The organism is Anaeromassilibacillus sp. D41t1_190614_C2 (genome assembly GCF_015558525.1).
In the GTDB taxonomy this organism is placed as follows: Bacteria; Bacillota; Clostridia; order Oscillospirales; family Acutalibacteraceae; genus Anaeromassilibacillus; species Anaeromassilibacillus stercoravium.
The window spans coordinates 66,415-84,193 of the sequence record NZ_JADMOD010000011.1 but is presented as its reverse complement, the minus strand read 5'-3'; the positions used below and the strand labels follow the sequence as shown (position 1 = coordinate 84,193).

The window sequence follows — 17,779 nt, the reverse complement described above, 5'->3', positions numbered from 1 at the left end:
AAGGGTATGGGATGGAACAGGAATCTCTTGGGCGGCGGTGCGCGGCGCTGTTCGTCACCTTTTTAAAGATCGGCGCGTTTACCTTTGGGGGAGGCTATGCCATGATCCCGTTGATCCAGCGGGAGACGATTGAGTCGCGCCATTGGATTGACGATCAGGATCTGCTGGATATGTTAGCGATTGCAGAATCAACGCCGGGGACCATTGCGGTCAATTCCGCTACGTTTGTCGGTTACCGTGTGGCGGGGTTCTTAGGGGCCCTTTTTGCCACGATCGGTGTGGTGCTGCCTTCTTTTCTGGTCATCCTGCTCTTGGCAGGGGTCTTGGAACAGTTTAAGGAGCTGAAATATGTCAGCTATGCCTTTGAAGGTGTTCGCGCCGGGGTAGCTGTGCTGATTATAAACGCGGTTTTTAAATTGTCCAAACAATGCCCGAAGAATGTGTTTGCGATCGTGGTGGCAGCAGCGGCCTTTATCTTGGTGGCACTGTTCAGCCTGAACGTGATTGTTGTGATTATATGCGCTGCGGTTGCCGGGATTGCCTTTCAGCTTTGGCAAAAGCGGAAAGGGGGAGAGGCGCCGTGATCTTGCTGCATCTGTTCCTGACGTTCTTTAAAATCGGGCTTTTCACCATCGGCGGCGGATATGCGATGATCCCGCTGATTCAGGAGGAGGTCCTACAGAACCACTGGCTGAGCTTCACGGACCTGATCGACTTTATTGCGGTGAGCGAATCCACGCCAGGGCCGTTTGCGGTGAATATCGCAACGTATATCGGTGCGGAGACGGTGGGGATTTTGGGAGCGGTCTGCGCGACGGCCGGTGTCGTGCTGCCGTCCTTTCTCATCATCCTGCTGGTGGCAAAGTGGTTCTTGTCCATGCAGGAAAACCACTTTGTCCAGGGGGCGCTGTATGGTCTGCGGCCCGCCGTAGTGGGGTTGATCGCGGCGGCGGCATTTTCCGTCTGTACGACCAGCTTCTTTCCAGAAGGAAGTTTCACTGCGGTCAATTGGATTGGTGTCTGCATTTTTGCATTGGCGCTGGCACTGTTGCTCTGGAAAAAGCCGCACCCGATCCTGTTGATCCTATTCTCAGCAGGACTGGGGATTGTATTTTGTACCATACAGGAGCGATTCATCGCTTGAATAACAGAAAAAGGCCGTCCCGGAGCTCCGTTTGGATACGCCGGGACGGCTTTTTTGTAAAGAAGATGGGGAAAACCTTCGAGAAAATTAGAGCTTTTGTACAGAAAAGCAGGTGGAAAGTTTGTATCTACATAAAAAAACAAAAAAGTCAAGGTAAAACCACAAATTACCTTGACAAACACTATATATTGTTATAAAATATTAAACTGCATCATCATGGAAAGATATACGCATATCCATGCTTGCTTATCATATCACAACTCCCCCAAAAAGGCAAGCCCCTCTTGCAAGAGAGTTGTGTTTCCCATTATAGATGCCACAATCAGGATGGTAAATTTTTGAATGGAGTGATTGAGCCAATGGTGAATGTCAAACCGGTACAGGTCGGCAAAAATGTCCGCATGAGCTTCTCGCGCATTGACGAAGTGCTGGATATGCCCAATCTGATCGAGGTCCAGAAAAATTCCTATAAGTGGTTCCTGGACGAAGGCTTAAAGGAAGTTTTTAAGGACGTCTCAGGGATTACGGACTATACGGGCAATCTGGTCCTCGATTTTGTGGACTACAAACTGGATGTCGACAAGCCGAACTATAGCGTGGAAGAGTGCAAGGAGCGCGACGCCACCTATGCGGCTGCACTCCGGGTGACCGCCCGCCTCTTGAACAAGGAGAGTGGAGAGATCAAGGAATCCGAGGTCTTTATGGGCGATTTCCCGCTGATGACGGAAAGCGGCACCTTTGTGATCAATGGCGCGGAGCGCGTCATCGTATCCCAGTTGGTTCGTTCTCCCGGCGTCTATTACAAGATGGAGTATGACAAGACCGGCAAGGAATTGTTCAGCTCCACCGTTATTCCGAACCGCGGCGCGTGGCTGGAATACGAAAACGACGCCAATGATGTGTTCTATGTCCGCATCGATAAGAACCGCAAGATCCCCGTGACAGTCTTTATCCGCGCTCTGGGTTTGGGCAGTGACGAGGAGATCCGCGAGTACTTCGGCGACGACGACCGCATCAACGCAACCATCGAAAAGGACCCCTGCAAGAACATGGAAGAGGCGCTCTTCGAAGTCTATCGGAAGCTGCGCCCGAGCGAGCCCCCCACCATTGAGAGCGCACAGTCCCACATCAACGGCCTGTTCTTTGACGCGCGCCGTTACGACCTCTCCCGCGTGGGCCGCTACAAATACAACAAAAAATTGAACCTTGCGGGCCGCATCACCGGACAGCAGCTCTCCCGCCCGATCGTCAACCCGCTCACCGGCGAGCTGATGGCGGAAGAGGGCCAAGTCGTTTCCCGTGAGCTGGCAAAAGAGATCGACGACGCCGGCGTCAGCGTGGCCTATGTCACCGTGAACGAGCGCGAGGTCAAGGTCATCTCCAACGGCATGGTGGATATTCAGAAGTTCGTGAATTTTGATGCAGCTGCGGAGTGCGACATCAACGAGCGCGTTCGTTTCAGCGTCTTGGCGGAGATTCTCGGCGAGTGCGGAGACGACGAGGAAGCGCTCAAGGACGCGGTCCGTTCCCGCAAGGACGAACTGATCCCCAAGCACATCATCATCGACGACATTTTCTCGTCCATCAACTATATGAACTGCCTGGCGGTTGGGCTGGGCACGGTCGACGACATCGACCATCTGGGAAACCGCCGCATCCGCTCGGTGGGCGAATTGCTGCAGAACCAGTTCCGTATTGGTTTTTCCCGTTTGGAGCGTGTTATTCGCGAGCGCATGACCCTGCAGGCGCAGGACCTGGAGGTCCTGACCCCGCATTCGCTCATCAACATCCGTCCCGTGGTGGCTGCGATCAAGGAATTCTTTGGCTCTTCGCCGTTGTCCCAGTTTATGGATCAGACCAACCCGCTGGCGGAGCTGACGCATAAGCGCCGTCTTTCCGCGTTGGGTCCTGGCGGCCTTTCCAGAGACCGCGCCGGATTCGAAGTTCGCGACGTACACTACAGCCACTATGGGCGCATGTGCCCAATTGAGACGCCGGAAGGTCCGAACATCGGCTTGATCTCCTATCTGGCCACCTTTGCCCGGATCAACCAGTATGGCTTCATCGAGGCGCCTTACCGCCGGGTGGACAAGGAGACGGGCATCGTCACCAACGAAGTGGTCTACATGACCGCCGACATGGAGGACGAATACATCGTTGCGCAGGCAAACGAACCGCTGGATGAAAACGGGCGCTTCCTGCATACAAAGGTCAATGCCCGTTCCCGCGACGAGTTCGTCGAAGTGGAGCGCGAGCGTGCGGACTTTATGGACGTGTCTCCGCGGATGGTTGTTTCCGTGGCAACGGCAATGATCCCCTTCCTGGAGAACGACGACGCAAACCGTGCACTGATGGGTTCCAACATGCAGCGGCAGGCGGTTCCGCTGCTCAAGACGGAATCCCCGATCGTGGGCACCGGTATGGAATATAAGGCGGGCGTTGACTCCGGCGTTTGCGTGCTGGCAAAGCACGCCGGCGTGGTACGCAGCGTCAGTGCGGATGAGGTCCGCGTGACACGCGACGACGGCGAGATCGATACCTACCACATCATCAAGTTTATGCGCTCCAACCAGGGAACATGTGTCAATCAGGTTCCGGTGGTCAGCGTAGGCGACCGCGTCCAGGAGGGCGACGTCATCGCAGACGGGCCGGCGACCAAGGACGGCGAGATCAGCCTCGGCAAAAACGCCCTGATCGGCTTCATGACCTGGGAAGGTTACAACTATGAGGACGCGGTTCTGATCAGTGAGAAGATCGTCCGCGACGACGTCTATACGTCCATCCACATTGAAGAATACGAGACCGAGGCCCGCGATACAAAGCTCGGGCCGGAGGAGATCACCAGAGATATTCCGAACGTCAATGAAGACCTCCTGCGCGACCTCGACGAGAGCGGTATCATCCGCGTGGGTGCAGAGGTGCGTGCGGGCGATATCCTGGTCGGCAAGGTTACGCCGAAGGGCGAAACGGAGCTGACTGCGGAAGAGCGCCTGCTGCGCGCGATCTTTGGCGAAAAAGCCCGCGAAGTGCGCGATACTTCTCTGCGCGTGCCCCACGGCGAATACGGCATCGTGGTCGATGTCAAGGTCTTTACCCGTGAGAACAGCCACGACGAGTTGAGCCCCGGCGTCAACAAGGTTGTGCGCTGCTATATTGCCCAGAAGAGAAAGATTTCCGTCGGCGATAAGATGGCGGGCCGTCACGGAAACAAGGGCGTTGTGTCCCGCATCCTGCCGGTGGAGGATATGCCGTTCCTGCCGGATGGCACGCCGCTCGATATTGTGTTGAACCCCCTGGGCGTTCCGTCCCGTATGAACATCGGTCAGGTTTTGGAAGTGCACCTCGGCATGGCGGCCAAGGCGTTGGGCTGGAAGATCATGACGCCGGTTTTCGACGGCGCGCATGAGGACGACATCCGCGAGTGCTTTAAGCAGGCGGGGATGCGTGAGGACGGCAAGATCATGCTGAAGGACGGCCGTACAGGTGAATATTTCGACAACCCGGTCACAGTCGGCTATATGTATTACCTTAAGCTGCATCACCTGGTTGACGATAAGATTCACGCGCGTTCCACGGGCCCGTATTCGCTCGTTACGCAGCAGCCGTTGGGCGGCAAGGCGCAGTTCGGCGGCCAGCGCTTCGGCGAGATGGAAGTTTGGGCGCTGGAGGCATACGGCGCTGCTTATACCCTTCAGGAGATTCTGACGGTCAAGTCGGACGACGTGGTCGGCCGCGTCAAGACCTACGAGGCGATTGTGAAGGGACAGAATATCCCGAAGCCGGGTGTTCCGGAGTCCTTCAAGGTCTTGATCAAGGAATTGCAGTCCTTGGGACTGGACGTCAAGGTGCTTGACAAGAACAACGAAGAGATCGACCTCAAGCAGAACTTCGACGACGATGACGACATGGGCTTCACCCCCTCGGACGATCTGTTCGACGAGCCGACCGTGGAGGATGGAGAACTGGACGGTTATTCGACGGAAGAACATGAGGACGACGACCTCTTCGGCGGGGACGATTTCCCGTCCGATGGGGACGACGACCTCTTTGAAAAGGAGGAACCCTTTGACATTTCTTCTGATGTAGACGGCGAGCAGGAATAAAGAGAAGGGGGTCACAAAATGGAATTCAACGAATTTGAATCAATAAAAATCGGGCTGGCTTCGCCGGATAAGATCCGGGAGTGGTCCTATGGCGAGGTCAAGAAGCCGGAGACGATCAACTATCGTACCCTAAAGCCGGAGCGCGACGGCCTCTTCTGTGAACGCATTTTTGGACCGCAGAAGGACTGGGAGTGCCATTGCGGAAAGTACAAGCGCATCCGCTATAAGGGCAAGATCTGCGACCGCTGCGGCGTAGAAGTCACGCGGTCCAAGGTCCGCCGCGAGCGTATGGGCCACATTGAGTTGGCAGCGCCCGTATCGCACATCTGGTACTTTAAAGGAATCCCCTCCCGTATGGGTTTGATTCTGGATATATCCCCCCGTATGCTGGAAAAGGTGCTCTACTTTGCCCTGTATATCGTCACAGATCCCGGCAATGTCCGGGAATTGCAGAAGAAGCAGCTCCTGACGGAGAAAGAGTACCGCGATCTGCGGGAAAAGTATGAGGATGACTTCCAGGCCAGCATGGGCGCGGAGGCGATCAAGACCCTGCTGGAAGAGATCGACCTGGAGAAGGAGTCCACAGAACTCAAGGACGAATTGGCGACGGCTTCCGGCCAGAAGCGTGTGCGCATTTTGAAGCGCCTGGAGGTTGTGGAGGCGTTCCGTCTCTCCGGCAACCGCCCGGAGTGGATGATCCTCGACGTGGTACCGGTTATTCCGCCGGACATCCGCCCGATGGTCCAGCTCGACGGCGGCCGCTTTGCCACCTCCGACCTGAACGACCTCTATCGCCGTGTTATCAACCGCAACAACCGCTTGAAGCGCCTGTTGGAACTCGGTGCGCCGGATATCATTGTCCGCAACGAAAAGCGCATGCTGCAGGAGGCGGTTGACGCTTTGATCGACAACGGCCGCCGCGGCCGTCCTGTGACGGGCCCGAACAACCGCCCGTTGAAGTCCCTCTCCGACATGCTGAAGGGCAAGCAGGGACGTTTCCGCCAGAACCTGTTGGGCAAGCGCGTGGACTACTCCGGCCGTTCGGTTATCGTGGTTGGGCCGGAATTGAAGATGTACCAGTGCGGCCTGCCGAAGGAGATGGCGCTGGAGCTGTTCAAGCCCTTTGTGATGAAGCGCTTGGTGGAAACCGGCGCCGCTGGCAACATCAAGGCGGCAAGAAAGGCGGTCGAGCGCGCGAAGCCAGAGGTGTGGGATGCGCTGGAAATCGTCATCAAGAACCACCCGGTGTTGCTCAACCGTGCGCCGACGCTGCATAGACTGGGCATCCAGGCGTTCGAACCGGTCCTGGTGGAAGGCCGCGCCCTGAAGCTCCATCCGCTGGCATGTACGGCGTATAACGCGGACTTCGACGGCGACCAGATGGCTGTGCACGTTCCGCTGTCCTCCGAAGCGCAGGCGGAGGCCCGCTTCCTGATGCTGGCGGCTGGCAACCTGCTCAAGCCTTCCGACGGACGTCCGGTGACGGTTCCGACGCAGGACATGGTCCTGGGTTCCTATTACCTCACCTTGGAAAAGGACGGCGAGCCGGGCGAAGGTAAAGTCTTCCGCGACTTCGACGAGGCGATTATGGCATATGATGCGCATATCGTCGGCCTGCACGCGAAGATCAAGGTCCGCCGCACCATGGAGATCGACGGCAAGATGGTTTCCCGCCTGGTGGATACCACGGTGGGACGCATGATCTTTAACCGCCCGATCCCACAGGACCTCGGCTTTGTGGACCGCTCCGATCCGGAGAACCGCTTTAAGTTTGAAATTGAATTCCTGGTTGGCAAGAAGCAGCTGGGAAAGATTATTGATAAATGCATCAAGGTACACGGCGTTCCGAAGACCTCGGAAGTGCTGGACGCGGTGAAGGCGCAGGGATATAAATATTCCACCAAGAGCGCCATCACAGTTGCTGTCTGCGATGCAACGATCCCGCCGCAGAAAAAGGAGATCATCTCCGAGGCGGAAAAGAAGATCGACCTGGTCACCGATCAGTTTAAGAACGGTTTGCTTTCCGACAGCGAGCGTTACAACGCCGTACTGAAGACTTGGGAAAAGGCGACCAACGATGTAACCGACGCCCTGCAGAAGGGCCTGGACCGCTACAACCCGATTTTCATGATGGCGGATTCCGGCGCTCGTGGTTCCATGAGCCAGATCCGTCAGCTCGCGGGCATGCGCGGCCTGATTGCAAACACCTCCGGTAAGACGATCGAGATCCCGATTCGTGCAAACTACCGTGAAGGCTTGAACATTTTGGAATACTTCATTTCCTCCCGTGGCGCCAGAAAGGGCTTGGCAGATACCGCTCTGCGTACAGCGGACTCCGGTTACCTGACCCGCCGTCTGGTTGACGTCTCGCAGGATGTCATCATCCGCGAAGAGGACTGCGGTGCAACCGACGGCCTGGAGGTCTTCGATATTAAGGAAGGCAAGGAGTCCATCGAGTCCCTGCACGAGCGTTTGATCGGGCGTTACCTGGTGGAAGACTTTGTCGATCCGGAGACGGGTGCCGTGCTTGTTTCCAAGGACAAGATGATGGACGACAACGATGCGGACATCATTGTTGGGCACGGCGTGGAGCGCATCAAGGTGCGTTCGATCCTGAATTGCCGCGCGCGCCACGGCGTCTGCAAGAAGTGCTACGGCGCAAACCTGGCAAACGGCCAGCCGGTCACGGTCGGCGAGGCGGTCGGCATCATCGCGGCCCAGTCCATCGGCGAGCCTGGTACGCAGTTGACCATGAGAACGTTCCACACCGGCGGCGTCGCCAGCGCAGAGGATATTACACAGGGTCTTCCCCGCGTCGAAGAGCTGTTCGAAGGCCGCAAACCGAAGCATTTGGCCATTATCAGTGAGATTGGCGGCCGGGTGACGTTTGAGGACATCAAGAAAAACCGCCATGTGGTCGTGACCGATCAGGAGAGCGGCGAGAGCAAGTCCTACCTGATCCCGTTCGGCTCCCGGATCATCGTCAACGAAGGCGATGTGATCGAAAAGGGAACCCGGATCACCGAAGGTTCGGTCAACCCGCACGATGTGTTGGCCATCAGCGGCACGCATGCCGTGCAGGATTACTTGATCGAAGAAGTGCAGCGTGTTTACCGGATGCAGGGCGTTGACATCAACGACAAGCACATCGAGGTCATCGTGCGTCAGATGATGAAGAAAGTCAAGGTCGAAGATCCGGGCGATACAAAGCTGCTGCCCAGCTCTTTGGTGGAAAAAACCGAGTTTGAAGCGGAGAATCAGATTGTCCGCGAGCGCATTGCCGCCGGAGAGACCGATCTCCGCGAAGCGACCTGTTCGCCGACGCTGCTCGGTATCACAAAGGCGTCTTTGGCAACCGATTCCTTCCTCTCCGCAGCTTCCTTCCAGGAGACGACCCGCGTGCTCACCGATGCTGCAATCAAGGGCAAGGTGGACCCGCTGCTCGGCTTGAAGGAAAACGTCATCATCGGCAAGCTGGTCCCGGCCGGTACGGGCATGAAATGCTACAGTGGCGTCGAGATTCAGCATGAAGGTGAGGACTTGACAAATCAGGCCATTTAGCGCTATAATATTCAATTGTAACGGTGGGCTGGAGAAGATTCTTCCAAATGCTACAGTTTGTGGAAAGGATGAATAAAATCCGCAGGAAATGCTGGGGAAATTCAGCATATTTTGCCCCCGTGTTGTGAAGTTTATAAAAATTTATCCTGTTCCAGGAATTCCTTTTCTGGAACAGGATAAAATTGTGTTTAATCCCTTTTTATTTGGTGTTTAGCGGTTTTCCGCTTAACATATATTAACTTTTATGTGAGGAGGTGTCGTATGCCAACATTTAACCAGTTAGTTCATACTGGCCGTGAGGTAAGCGAAAAGAAGGCGAAGGCTCCTGCACTTTTGAAGGGTTGGAACTCCAAGAAGCGCATTGCGATCGATCAGGATTCCCCGCAAAAGCGTGGTGTTTGCACGTCTGTTAAGACGGCTACCCCGAAGAAGCCGAATTCCGCACTTCGTAAGATTGCCAGAGTAAGGCTCTCCAACGGAATCGAAGTCAGTGCGTATATCCCTGGCGTGGGCCACAACCTGCAGGAGCACAGCGTCGTGATGATCCGCGGCGGCCGTGTTAAGGACCTGCCTGGCGTTCGTTATCACATTATCCGCGGTACGCTGGATGCGCAGGGCGTTGCCAAGCGTATGCAGGCTCGTTCCAAGTATGGTGCGAAGCGTCCGAAGGCTGGTAAGGCTACAAAGTAAGCCGGCCCCCACACTCTAATTTGACAATATCCGAACGGCTGCATGTAAAACATGAATGACAATGCAGCGGCGTTTTATATAGATTTTCTATAGCGGACGCCTCTGTATTGGCCAACGGGAGTTTGTCGCTTTCGAGTACCTATGATATCATTCTGTGAAGGAGGGAAGTAAAGTGCCAAGAAGAGGAAATATCGCAAAACGTGATGTTTTGCCCGATCCGCTTTACAATTCGAAGCTTGTAACTCGTCTGATTAACAATGTCATGTACGACGGCAAGAAGGGCGTTGCCCAGAAGATTGTCTATGGTGCATTCGACATTATCCGTGAAAAGACCGGCAAAGAGCCGCTGGAGGTCTTTGAGCAGGCGATGGAAAATGTCATGCCGCAGCTCGAAGTCAAGGCCCGCCGTGTTGGCGGCGCTACCTATCAGGTGCCGATGGAGGTCCGTCCAGAGAGAAGACAGACCCTGGGCCTGCGCTGGATGACCAACTATTCCAGACTCAGATCTGAAAAGACCATGAAGGAGAGACTTGCTGGCGAGATCCTTGATGCTGTTAATGGTGCTGGCGGTGCTGCCAAGAAGCGCGATGATACGCACAAGATGGCAGAGGCTAACAGAGCTTTCGCACATTACAGATGGTAATCGGCGCAAGCTGTCAACTATTCTCAGAACTTTAAGGAGGAAACTATGCCAAGGCAGGTATCACTCGAAATGACCCGCAATATCGGTATCATGGCGCACATCGATGCCGGTAAAACAACGACGACAGAACGTATTCTGTACTATACGGGTGTTAACCATAAGATCGGCGAGACGCACGATGGCGCTGCGACGATGGACTGGATGGCGCAGGAGCAGGAGAGAGGCATCACCATTACCTCCGCTGCAACAACCTGCTTCTGGAAGGGCCACCGTATCAACATCATCGACACCCCCGGCCACGTGGATTTCACCGTAGAAGTGGAACGTTCCCTGCGCGTTTTGGACGGTTCTGTAACCGTTTTCTGTGCAAAGGGCGGTGTTGAGCCCCAGTCCGAAACCGTTTGGCGTCAGGCGGAAGAATACCATGTTCCGCGTATGGCGTACGTCAATAAGATGGACATCATGGGCGCTGATTTTTATAATGTCGTCAAAATGATGAAGGAACGCCTCAAGTGCAACGCCGTTCCGATTCAGCTTCCGATCGGCAGTGAAGATACCTTCCGTGGGATCATCGACCTGATCGATATGAAGGCCGACGTCTACTATGACGACATGGGAAAAGATATGCGCGTCGAGGATATTCCGGAGGATATGCGTGATATCGCTGAGGAATATCACAATGCACTGCTTGAGCATGTCGCTGAGCAGGACGACGAGCTCATGGAGAAATACCTCTCTGGTGAAGAGCTCACGAAGGAAGAGATCGTCCGTACGATCCGTAAGTCCACGATTGCCAACACCATGGTGCCGGTAACCTGTGGTACTTCCTACAAGAACAAGGGCGTGCAGAAGCTCCTGGATGCAATTGTCGATTATATGCCGGCCCCGACCGACATCCCCGCAATCCGTGGTACAAACCCGGAGACCGGCGAGGAAGAAGACCGCCATGCATCCGACAGCGAGCCGTTCTCTGCGCTTGCGTTTAAGATTGCGACCGACCCGTTCGTTGGAAAGCTGTGCTATTTCCGTGTGTACTCCGGCACATTGAGTGCAGGCGCCACGGTTTACAACTCGGTGAAGGATACCAATGAGAGAATCGGCCGTATTCTGCAGATGCACGCGAACCACCGCCAGGATATCGACATTGTCTACGCAGGTGATATTGCCGCGGCAATCGGTGTGAAGAACACCACCACGGGCGACACCCTGTGCGATGAAAAGCATCCGGTTATTCTGGAGTCCATGGAATTCCCGGAGCCGGTTATCCGTGTGGCTATTGAGCCGAAGACAAAGGCTGGCCAGGAGAAGATGGGCATTGCGCTGGCAAAGCTGGCGGAAGAGGACCCGACCTTTAAGGCATATACCGATGAGGAGACCGGCCAGACGATCATCGCCGGCATGGGCGAACTGCACCTGGAAATCATCGTAGACAGACTTCTGCGCGAATTCAAGGTGGAAGCGAATGTCGGTAAGCCGCAGGTTGCTTACAAGGAGACCATCCGCAAGCTGGCGGATGTGGATACCAAGTATGCAAGACAGTCCGGTGGTAAAGGCCAGTATGGTCATGTTAAGATTAAGATCGAGCCGAACCCGGAAAAGGGTTACGAGTTCGTCAATGCAACGGTTGGCGGCGCGATCCCGAAGGAATACATTCCTGCGGTCGATCAAGGTATCCAGGGAGCAATGCTCTCCGGCGTACTGGCTGGCTACAACGTTGTGGATGTAAAGGTTACGCTGTATGATGGTTCCTATCATGAGGTTGACTCCTCTGAAATGGCCTTTAAGATCGCCGGTTCCATGGCGTTTAAAGAGGCTATGAAGAAAGCTGACCCAGTGATTCTGGAGCCGATCATGAAGGTTGTTGTTACGGTGCCTGAGGACTATATGGGCGACGTTATCGGCGACCTGAACGCCCGCCGCGGTATGATCCAGGGCATGGACGCCGTTTCCGGCGCACAGCAGATCACCGCGATGGTCCCGCTGTCCGAGATGTTTGGTTATGCAACCGACATGCGTTCTAAGACGCAGGGCAGAGGCCAGTATACGATGGAGCCTGACCACTATGCAGAAGTTCCGAAGTTTGTTTCGGATTCCATCATAAGCGAACGCGGGAAAAAGGCTGAATAAGTTACAAAATGTGCTTGATTTTTCGCCATGTCCTTGGTAAAATGATAGCATAGTTCTAACTTTAAAAAATCTCTGATCTGTATTATAAAAAGGAGGAGAATCCCAATGGCAAAAGCAAAATTCGAAAGATCCAAACCGCATATTAACATTGGCACCATCGGCCACGTTGACCATGGTAAGACCACGCTGACCGCTGCGATCACGAAGGTCCTCAACCTCGAGGGCGACGCAGAGTTCGTCGATTATGCAAACATCGATAAGGCTCCTGAAGAGAGAGAGCGTGGTATCACGATCAACACTGCGCACGTCGAATATCAGACCGCGACCCGTCACTATGCACACGTTGACTGCCCCGGCCATGCTGACTATGTTAAGAACATGATCACCGGTGCTGCTCAGATGGACGGCGCAATCCTGGTTGTTTCTGCTGCTGACGGCCCGATGCCGCAGACCAGAGAGCACATCCTGCTTGCTCGTCAGGTAGGCGTGCCGTATATCGTTGTATTCATGAACAAAGTGGATCAGGTTGACGATCCGGAGCTGCTCGATCTGGTCGAGATGGAAATCCGCGACCTGCTGAACGAGTATGACTTCCCGGGCGACGACACCCCGATCATCCGTGGTTCCGCTCTCCAGGCTCTGGAGTCCGATTCCAAGGACCCGAATGCACCGGAGTACAAGTGCATCCATGAGCTGATGGACGCTGTTGACAACTACATTCCGACTCCGGAGCGTAAGTCCGACCTGCCGTTCCTGATGCCTGTTGAAGACGTGTTCACCATCACCGGCCGTGGCACAGTTGCGACTGGTAGAGTTGAGCGCGGCATGGCAAAGGTTGGCGATGAAGTTGAGATCATCGGCCTGACCGACGAGCGCAAGAAGACGGTTATCACCGGCCTTGAGATGTTCCGTAAGGTTCTTGACTTTGCTGAGGCTGGCGACAACGTCGGTGCTCTGCTCCGTGGTATTCAGAGAACGGAAATCGAGCGCGGCCAGGTTCTGTCCAAGCCGGGCACCATTCATCCGCACACGAAGTTCCGCGGCCAGGTTTACGTCCTGACGAAGGATGAAGGCGGCCGTCATACTCCGTTCTTCAACAACTATCGTCCGCAGTTCTATTTCAGAACGACCGACGTTACTGGCGTTATCAGCCTGCCGGAAGGCACCGAGATGTGCATGCCTGGCGATAACGTCGAGATGGACGTTGAGCTGATCACCCCGATCGCTATCGAGGAAGGCCTCCGTTTCGCTATCCGTGAAGGCGGCCGTACGGTTGGTTCCGGCGTTGTTATCAAGATCAACGAGTAATTTTCTTGCTTAATAAAGGGCTTCATCCGCTTGGGTGAAGCCCTTTTTGCGTATTTGTTCCGATTTCCATTCCATGAATGCTCTTTTCGTTTGGAATCAGCCATTGACGATGGTTCCTCCGTCCGGATGCAATACCTGCCCCGTCATATAGCTGGAATCGTCACTGGCCAGAAATACGTAACAGGGGGCAACTTCAAAGGGTTGGCCGGCGCGCATCATCGGGACCTGCGAGGAATAGGTTCCAAAGGTTTCCACTTCACGGGCAGAATAGGAGGCGGGGATCAGAGGCGTCCAGATCGGCCCGGGCGCAACGCCGTTGACGCGGATACCACGTTCCACCAAGCTTAGGGAAAGGGAACGTGTCAGCGCCAGAATGGCCCCCTTTGTGGCGCTGTAGTCCAATAGTTCCGGGCTGCCTCTATACGCGGTGACGGAAGTCGTATTGATGATGGAGCTGCCCGGTTTTAAATAGGGCAGTGCTGCTTTTATCATATAGAAGAACCCATAGACATTGGTGCGGAATGTCAAATCGAGCTGCTCTGCGGAAATATCCAGGATGCTTCTTTGGACGAATTGAACCGCATGGTTGTTGACTAAAACATCGATTTTTCCGAAGCAATGCATTGTTTGCCGGACAATTTCCTGGGTGACGGCTTCCTTTTTTAGATCCCCGGAGACCACAAGACATTTACGCCCCAGTTTTTCCACATGTTGCTTGGTTTCCTGGGCGTCACGGTGTTCGTTGAAATAGGCGATGACGATCTCCGCGCCCTCCCTGGCAAAAGCATAGGCGACCGCACGTCCGATGCCGCTGTCTCCTCCGGTAATAATTGCGACCCGATCTAGGAGTTTCCCGCTTCCCTTCTGTTCCGGGTTTTCTGAGATGGGGCGCGGGTCCACGAGATATTCGGCGCCGGGCTGATTGTATTGGTGTTGCGGCGGGAATGGAATGGGAATTTCCTTGCATTTGGTTTCACGTTTTATGTACGGATACATGGGGATCATGGGAATACCGCCTTTCTTGGATATTGCGGGGTCGCTGGTGTGAGCCACTGTTTTTATAGAATATTCTGCTGGAAGGTGAATCATGCCGGAAAGGGGATGGGTCCGATACAGGAAATTGGTATCATTCATTTTTCCATCCCATATGGCTCTTCCTGGCTCAGGTTTTTACTTAAAAATGTGCGGAAGCATCCCATCAAGAAATCAGCCTTTTGCTTTCGATAATATCGAAAGAGGAAAGGAAGCCATAGGAGGCTTCCGACCAGGCAAACGATCATATCCTGCATGGTATCGGATACGCCCGTCAAGGCCACCTGCTGTGGATCACAGGGAAAAAATATACCGACCAGATATTCGCCGATCTCCCATAATCCAGCAGCCGCCATCGATGCGGAAATGGAGAAAATGGCTACCAAGGGAAAATCCTGCTGCTGCACCCGCCGGCCGTGTTTCAAGATATAGAACAGTACCACGCCCAGAAAGGTTCCGAAGGTACCCGACAGAGTATGCATCACTTTGTCGTACAACGGGATAAAATGGTATCCCTGCATGGCGAGCCCCACAACGTAGGCCAAAAAACTGAACCCGTAGAGAAGAAAACGAAACTGGTAGACGGGGACAAGGCCGCATACACGCTCAAAAGCGGCTGGCAGTAAGAGGAGAAGAATCCCTCCCAGCCCCAAGGTCGCATAATAGAGTCGCCCATTCGCCAGATAGTATGTGATGAGGCAAATGCTGAAGATCAAATAGAACCCCACGAAATAGATATTCAACTTTTGGTACCAAATTTCTTTTTCCATAAGATCCTCCATGTTAGCCTTTTTGGTTGAATATCCATATGCATAAAGAGGAGAGTGAACCAATGGATAATCCCATCTTGCAGAGCCTTTGGGATCGAAAATCGACGCGTGTTTTTTTAGAGAAACCGATCACCAAGGAGGCGCAGGAGATTATTTTAGGAGCTGCGATGCAGGCGCCGACCGCCGGAAATCAAATGCTATACACCATTTTGCAGATCACCGATCAGAATTTGAAGGAACGCCTGGCGGAAACATGCGACCACCAGCCATTCATCGCCAAAGCGCCGCTGGTGCTGGTGTTTTTGGCGGATTTTCAGCGCTGGTACGACGCGTTTGCATCCGCGGGATGCCATCCCCGTCTGCCGGCGGAAGGCGACCTGATGTTGGCTGTAGCTGACGCGTGCATCGCCGCCCAGAACAGTGTCGTAGCGGCGCAAAGTTTGGGAATCGGTTCCTGCTATATCGGTGACATTTTGGAGCAGGTAGAAATCCATCGAGAGCTGTTGGATTTGCCCGATTACGTGATGCCTGCCGCAATGGTGGTCTATGGGTATCCGACGGACCAGCAGCAAAACCGAAAGAAACCGGAGCGTTTTGCTCCGGCGTATATTGTCCAGGAGAACCGTTATCACACATTCTCTGCGTCCGAACACGAAAAATGGTTCTGTGAGCGTGCGGAGCGTGAAAAGCAGACGGATTTTTCGTATCCATCCTATATGGATGCGTTTTGCAAACGAAAGTACCTATCTGCATTTTCCAGGGAAATGTCGCGTTCTGTGGCGGTCTATTTGGAAAAATTTAAACATTCCTAAAAAGCAGAAGAATCCGCATGTGTAGATGCACGATGCGGATTTTTCTTTTCCGGTTTGCGTTTATTCGTTCCCTTTGGGACATATTGGCCGGCACAATTTGTAATGCTCTTGATACGCCGCCTTTGTGCCGGATAACAGTCCAAGCTGTTCGCCGATTACTTGGAATAAGTTACCGAGCAAAGCCAAGTCTTCTGGCGGACATTCCTGTGCAAGCTGGAAAGCGATGGCAGTCCCGGCGGCGATTAGTTTCTCTCCATAGCAACAATCGTTCATTGATCCCACCCAAAATAGAAGAAAATAGGATACAGCGTTTCGGACGTTCGCCCCTTTTTGTAGTTCGCTGTATGCCAGTCTATGAAATGGATGGGAATTGGTGCGGTCAGCCCTGTGCGGAATGGTTGGCCAAGTGGTCTACAAAGGCTTGCATCTCTTGCTTGGAATGAATCTGATGGGTATGGTCGATAACCATACGCTGCTCTTCATCGGTAAGCGCACAGAAGCGCTGCATGGCTTCGGAGCGCTGTGCCAGGGCCATGCCAAAGCCGAGCGGTAAATCTTCCATGGTTTTTCCTCCTATCTGCATAAGTGGTACTAGTGTTTACGGAAAAGGGGCAAAACATGAAGGTTCCGGATTGTCAAAACCTGGCTATCCAGCAAAAGCGGTATGATTTCCCTGCTTTGTGTAACAATAGTTTTGGGAAATACACCCCGCAAAGCTTGAAGAACAGGGATGAAGCAATCAATGAGAAAAAGAAAATCCAAAGTAAAAATGTTTTTTCTTTCCGTTGGAGCCTTGGTCGCCGCAGCCGTCACCACAGCGGCAGTGAGCACCGTTTTTATTTTTACTATGGAACAGGCTTCGGCAAAACCGGAAGAAGCCCCGGCAGTATCCGAGGTCGAGAGCGAACCGGCCTTCTCATCCGCACAACCGCCGAAAAGCGGGGCGGCACAGGCAAATGCAAAGCCGGAGGAATCCCCTGCTGAAGACGACCGGATCGTGCTAGTCAATTATGCGGAAACCATGCCGGAGGATTTCCATCGCAATATTGTCAATCTATACGGCGTGGATGTGGACGAGCGCATTGTGGAGCCATTTCAACAGATGCAGGCGGCCGCCCAAGCGGACGGTATCTCACTGTGGATTTCCTCCGGGTATCGCAGTGTACAGCGGCAAAGCGAGTTGTTTGATCGGGCGGTAGAAGAAAATCTGGGCAATGGGATGGGGCAGCAGCAGGCGGAGGCAGTCGCGGCGCTTTCCGTGGCGCGGCCGGGATGTAGCGAGCACAATACGGGGTTGGCGATCGATTTGAACGGCGTCCGGGAGAATTTTGATACCACCCCCGAATACGAATGGCTGACGGAACACGCGGCGGAATATGGATTTATCCTGCGCTATCCGGAGGATAAACAGGAGATCACGAAAATTCGCTTTGAACCATGGCATTATCGCTATGTAGGGGTGGAACACGCGAAAGCGATGCAGGAACGCCACTTTTGCTTGGAGGAATATGTGGAATACCTGGAAAATCAACGTTGAAATCCTGTGTATATTTGGTATAATAAAAGAATTGAGACGCCGGAGGATTCCT

At 54.0% G+C, this 17,779-nt stretch carries 13 protein-coding genes; 10 read left to right on the top strand and 3 right to left on the bottom strand.

Going from position 1 to position 17,779, the window contains the following annotated elements:
• The first annotated feature begins 11 nt into the window (after positions 1 to 11).
• The 8 genes from I2G69_RS09695 to tuf all read left to right on the top strand — a co-directional run bounded on the left by I2G69_RS09695 (position 12) and on the right by tuf (position 13,576).
• A complete protein-coding gene (locus I2G69_RS09695; protein ID WP_087228930.1) occupies positions 12 to 584 on the top strand; it encodes a chromate transporter in 573 nt (190 codons plus the stop codon).
• Positions 581 to 1,144, top strand: coding sequence for a chromate transporter (locus I2G69_RS09690; RefSeq protein ID WP_191395533.1), 564 nt, complete (start codon positions 581 to 583; stop codon positions 1,142 to 1,144). Before I2G69_RS09695 ends, I2G69_RS09690 begins: the two co-directional genes overlap by 4 nt.
• A 359-nt stretch (positions 1,145 to 1,503) precedes the next feature.
• Positions 1,504 to 5,247 (top strand): DNA-directed RNA polymerase subunit beta, encoded by a 3,744-nt coding sequence (rpoB, locus tag I2G69_RS09685; RefSeq protein WP_191395561.1) that lies wholly within the window; start codon positions 1,504 to 1,506, stop codon positions 5,245 to 5,247.
• Between the two features lie 18 nt (positions 5,248 to 5,265).
• Positions 5,266 to 8,808, top strand: a complete 3,543-nt coding sequence (rpoC, locus tag I2G69_RS09680; protein WP_087228920.1) for a DNA-directed RNA polymerase subunit beta' — start codon at positions 5,266 to 5,268, stop codon at positions 8,806 to 8,808.
• 261 nt (positions 8,809 to 9,069) lie between these two features.
• On the top strand, positions 9,070 to 9,498 hold the full coding sequence (gene rpsL / locus I2G69_RS09675) for a 30S ribosomal protein S12 (protein ID WP_054324206.1): 429 nt from the start codon (positions 9,070 to 9,072) through the stop codon (positions 9,496 to 9,498).
• A gap of 172 nt (positions 9,499 to 9,670) precedes the next feature.
• Positions 9,671 to 10,141: a 30S ribosomal protein S7 gene (gene rpsG / locus I2G69_RS09670; RefSeq protein ID WP_191362370.1), complete on the top strand. Its 471-nt coding sequence runs from the start codon at positions 9,671 to 9,673 to the stop codon at positions 10,139 to 10,141.
• A gap of 45 nt (positions 10,142 to 10,186) precedes the next feature.
• Positions 10,187 to 12,268: an elongation factor G gene (gene fusA, locus I2G69_RS09665; RefSeq protein WP_087228914.1), complete on the top strand. Its 2,082-nt coding sequence runs from the start codon at positions 10,187 to 10,189 to the stop codon at positions 12,266 to 12,268.
• 105 nt (positions 12,269 to 12,373) lie between these two features.
• Positions 12,374 to 13,576: an elongation factor Tu gene (gene tuf / locus I2G69_RS09660; RefSeq protein ID WP_191395531.1), complete on the top strand. Its 1,203-nt coding sequence runs from the start codon at positions 12,374 to 12,376 to the stop codon at positions 13,574 to 13,576.
• 96 nt (positions 13,577 to 13,672) lie between these two features.
• On the opposite strand, the gene I2G69_RS09655 is transcribed toward tuf, so the two are convergent.
• Complete coding sequence (locus I2G69_RS09655) at positions 13,673 to 14,581, bottom strand: SDR family oxidoreductase (protein ID WP_195560718.1); 909 nt, start codon at positions 14,579 to 14,581, stop codon at positions 13,673 to 13,675.
• A gap of 125 nt (positions 14,582 to 14,706) precedes the next feature.
• Positions 14,707 to 15,378, bottom strand: coding sequence for a hypothetical protein (locus I2G69_RS09650; RefSeq protein ID WP_195560707.1), 672 nt, complete (start codon positions 15,376 to 15,378; stop codon positions 14,707 to 14,709).
• Between the two features lie 62 nt (positions 15,379 to 15,440).
• On the opposite strand from I2G69_RS09650, the gene I2G69_RS09645 reads away from it, so the two are divergent.
• Positions 15,441 to 16,190, top strand: coding sequence for a nitroreductase family protein (locus I2G69_RS09645; RefSeq protein WP_195560706.1), 750 nt, complete (start codon positions 15,441 to 15,443; stop codon positions 16,188 to 16,190).
• Positions 16,191 to 16,569: 379 nt separating this feature from the next.
• Here I2G69_RS09645 and I2G69_RS09640 read toward each other — a convergent pair whose 3' ends face one another.
• Positions 16,570 to 16,752, bottom strand: a complete 183-nt coding sequence (locus I2G69_RS09640) for a hypothetical protein (protein ID WP_087228897.1) — start codon at positions 16,750 to 16,752, stop codon at positions 16,570 to 16,572.
• Positions 16,753 to 16,932: 180 nt separating this feature from the next.
• Here I2G69_RS09640 and I2G69_RS09635 point away from each other — a divergent pair, with 180 nt between their 5' ends.
• The gene (locus I2G69_RS09635; protein ID WP_195560705.1) at positions 16,933 to 17,727 is read left to right on the top strand and encodes a M15 family metallopeptidase; all 795 of its coding nucleotides are present in this window, start codon (positions 16,933 to 16,935) and stop codon (positions 17,725 to 17,727) included.
• Positions 17,728 to 17,779 lie beyond the last annotated feature (52 nt).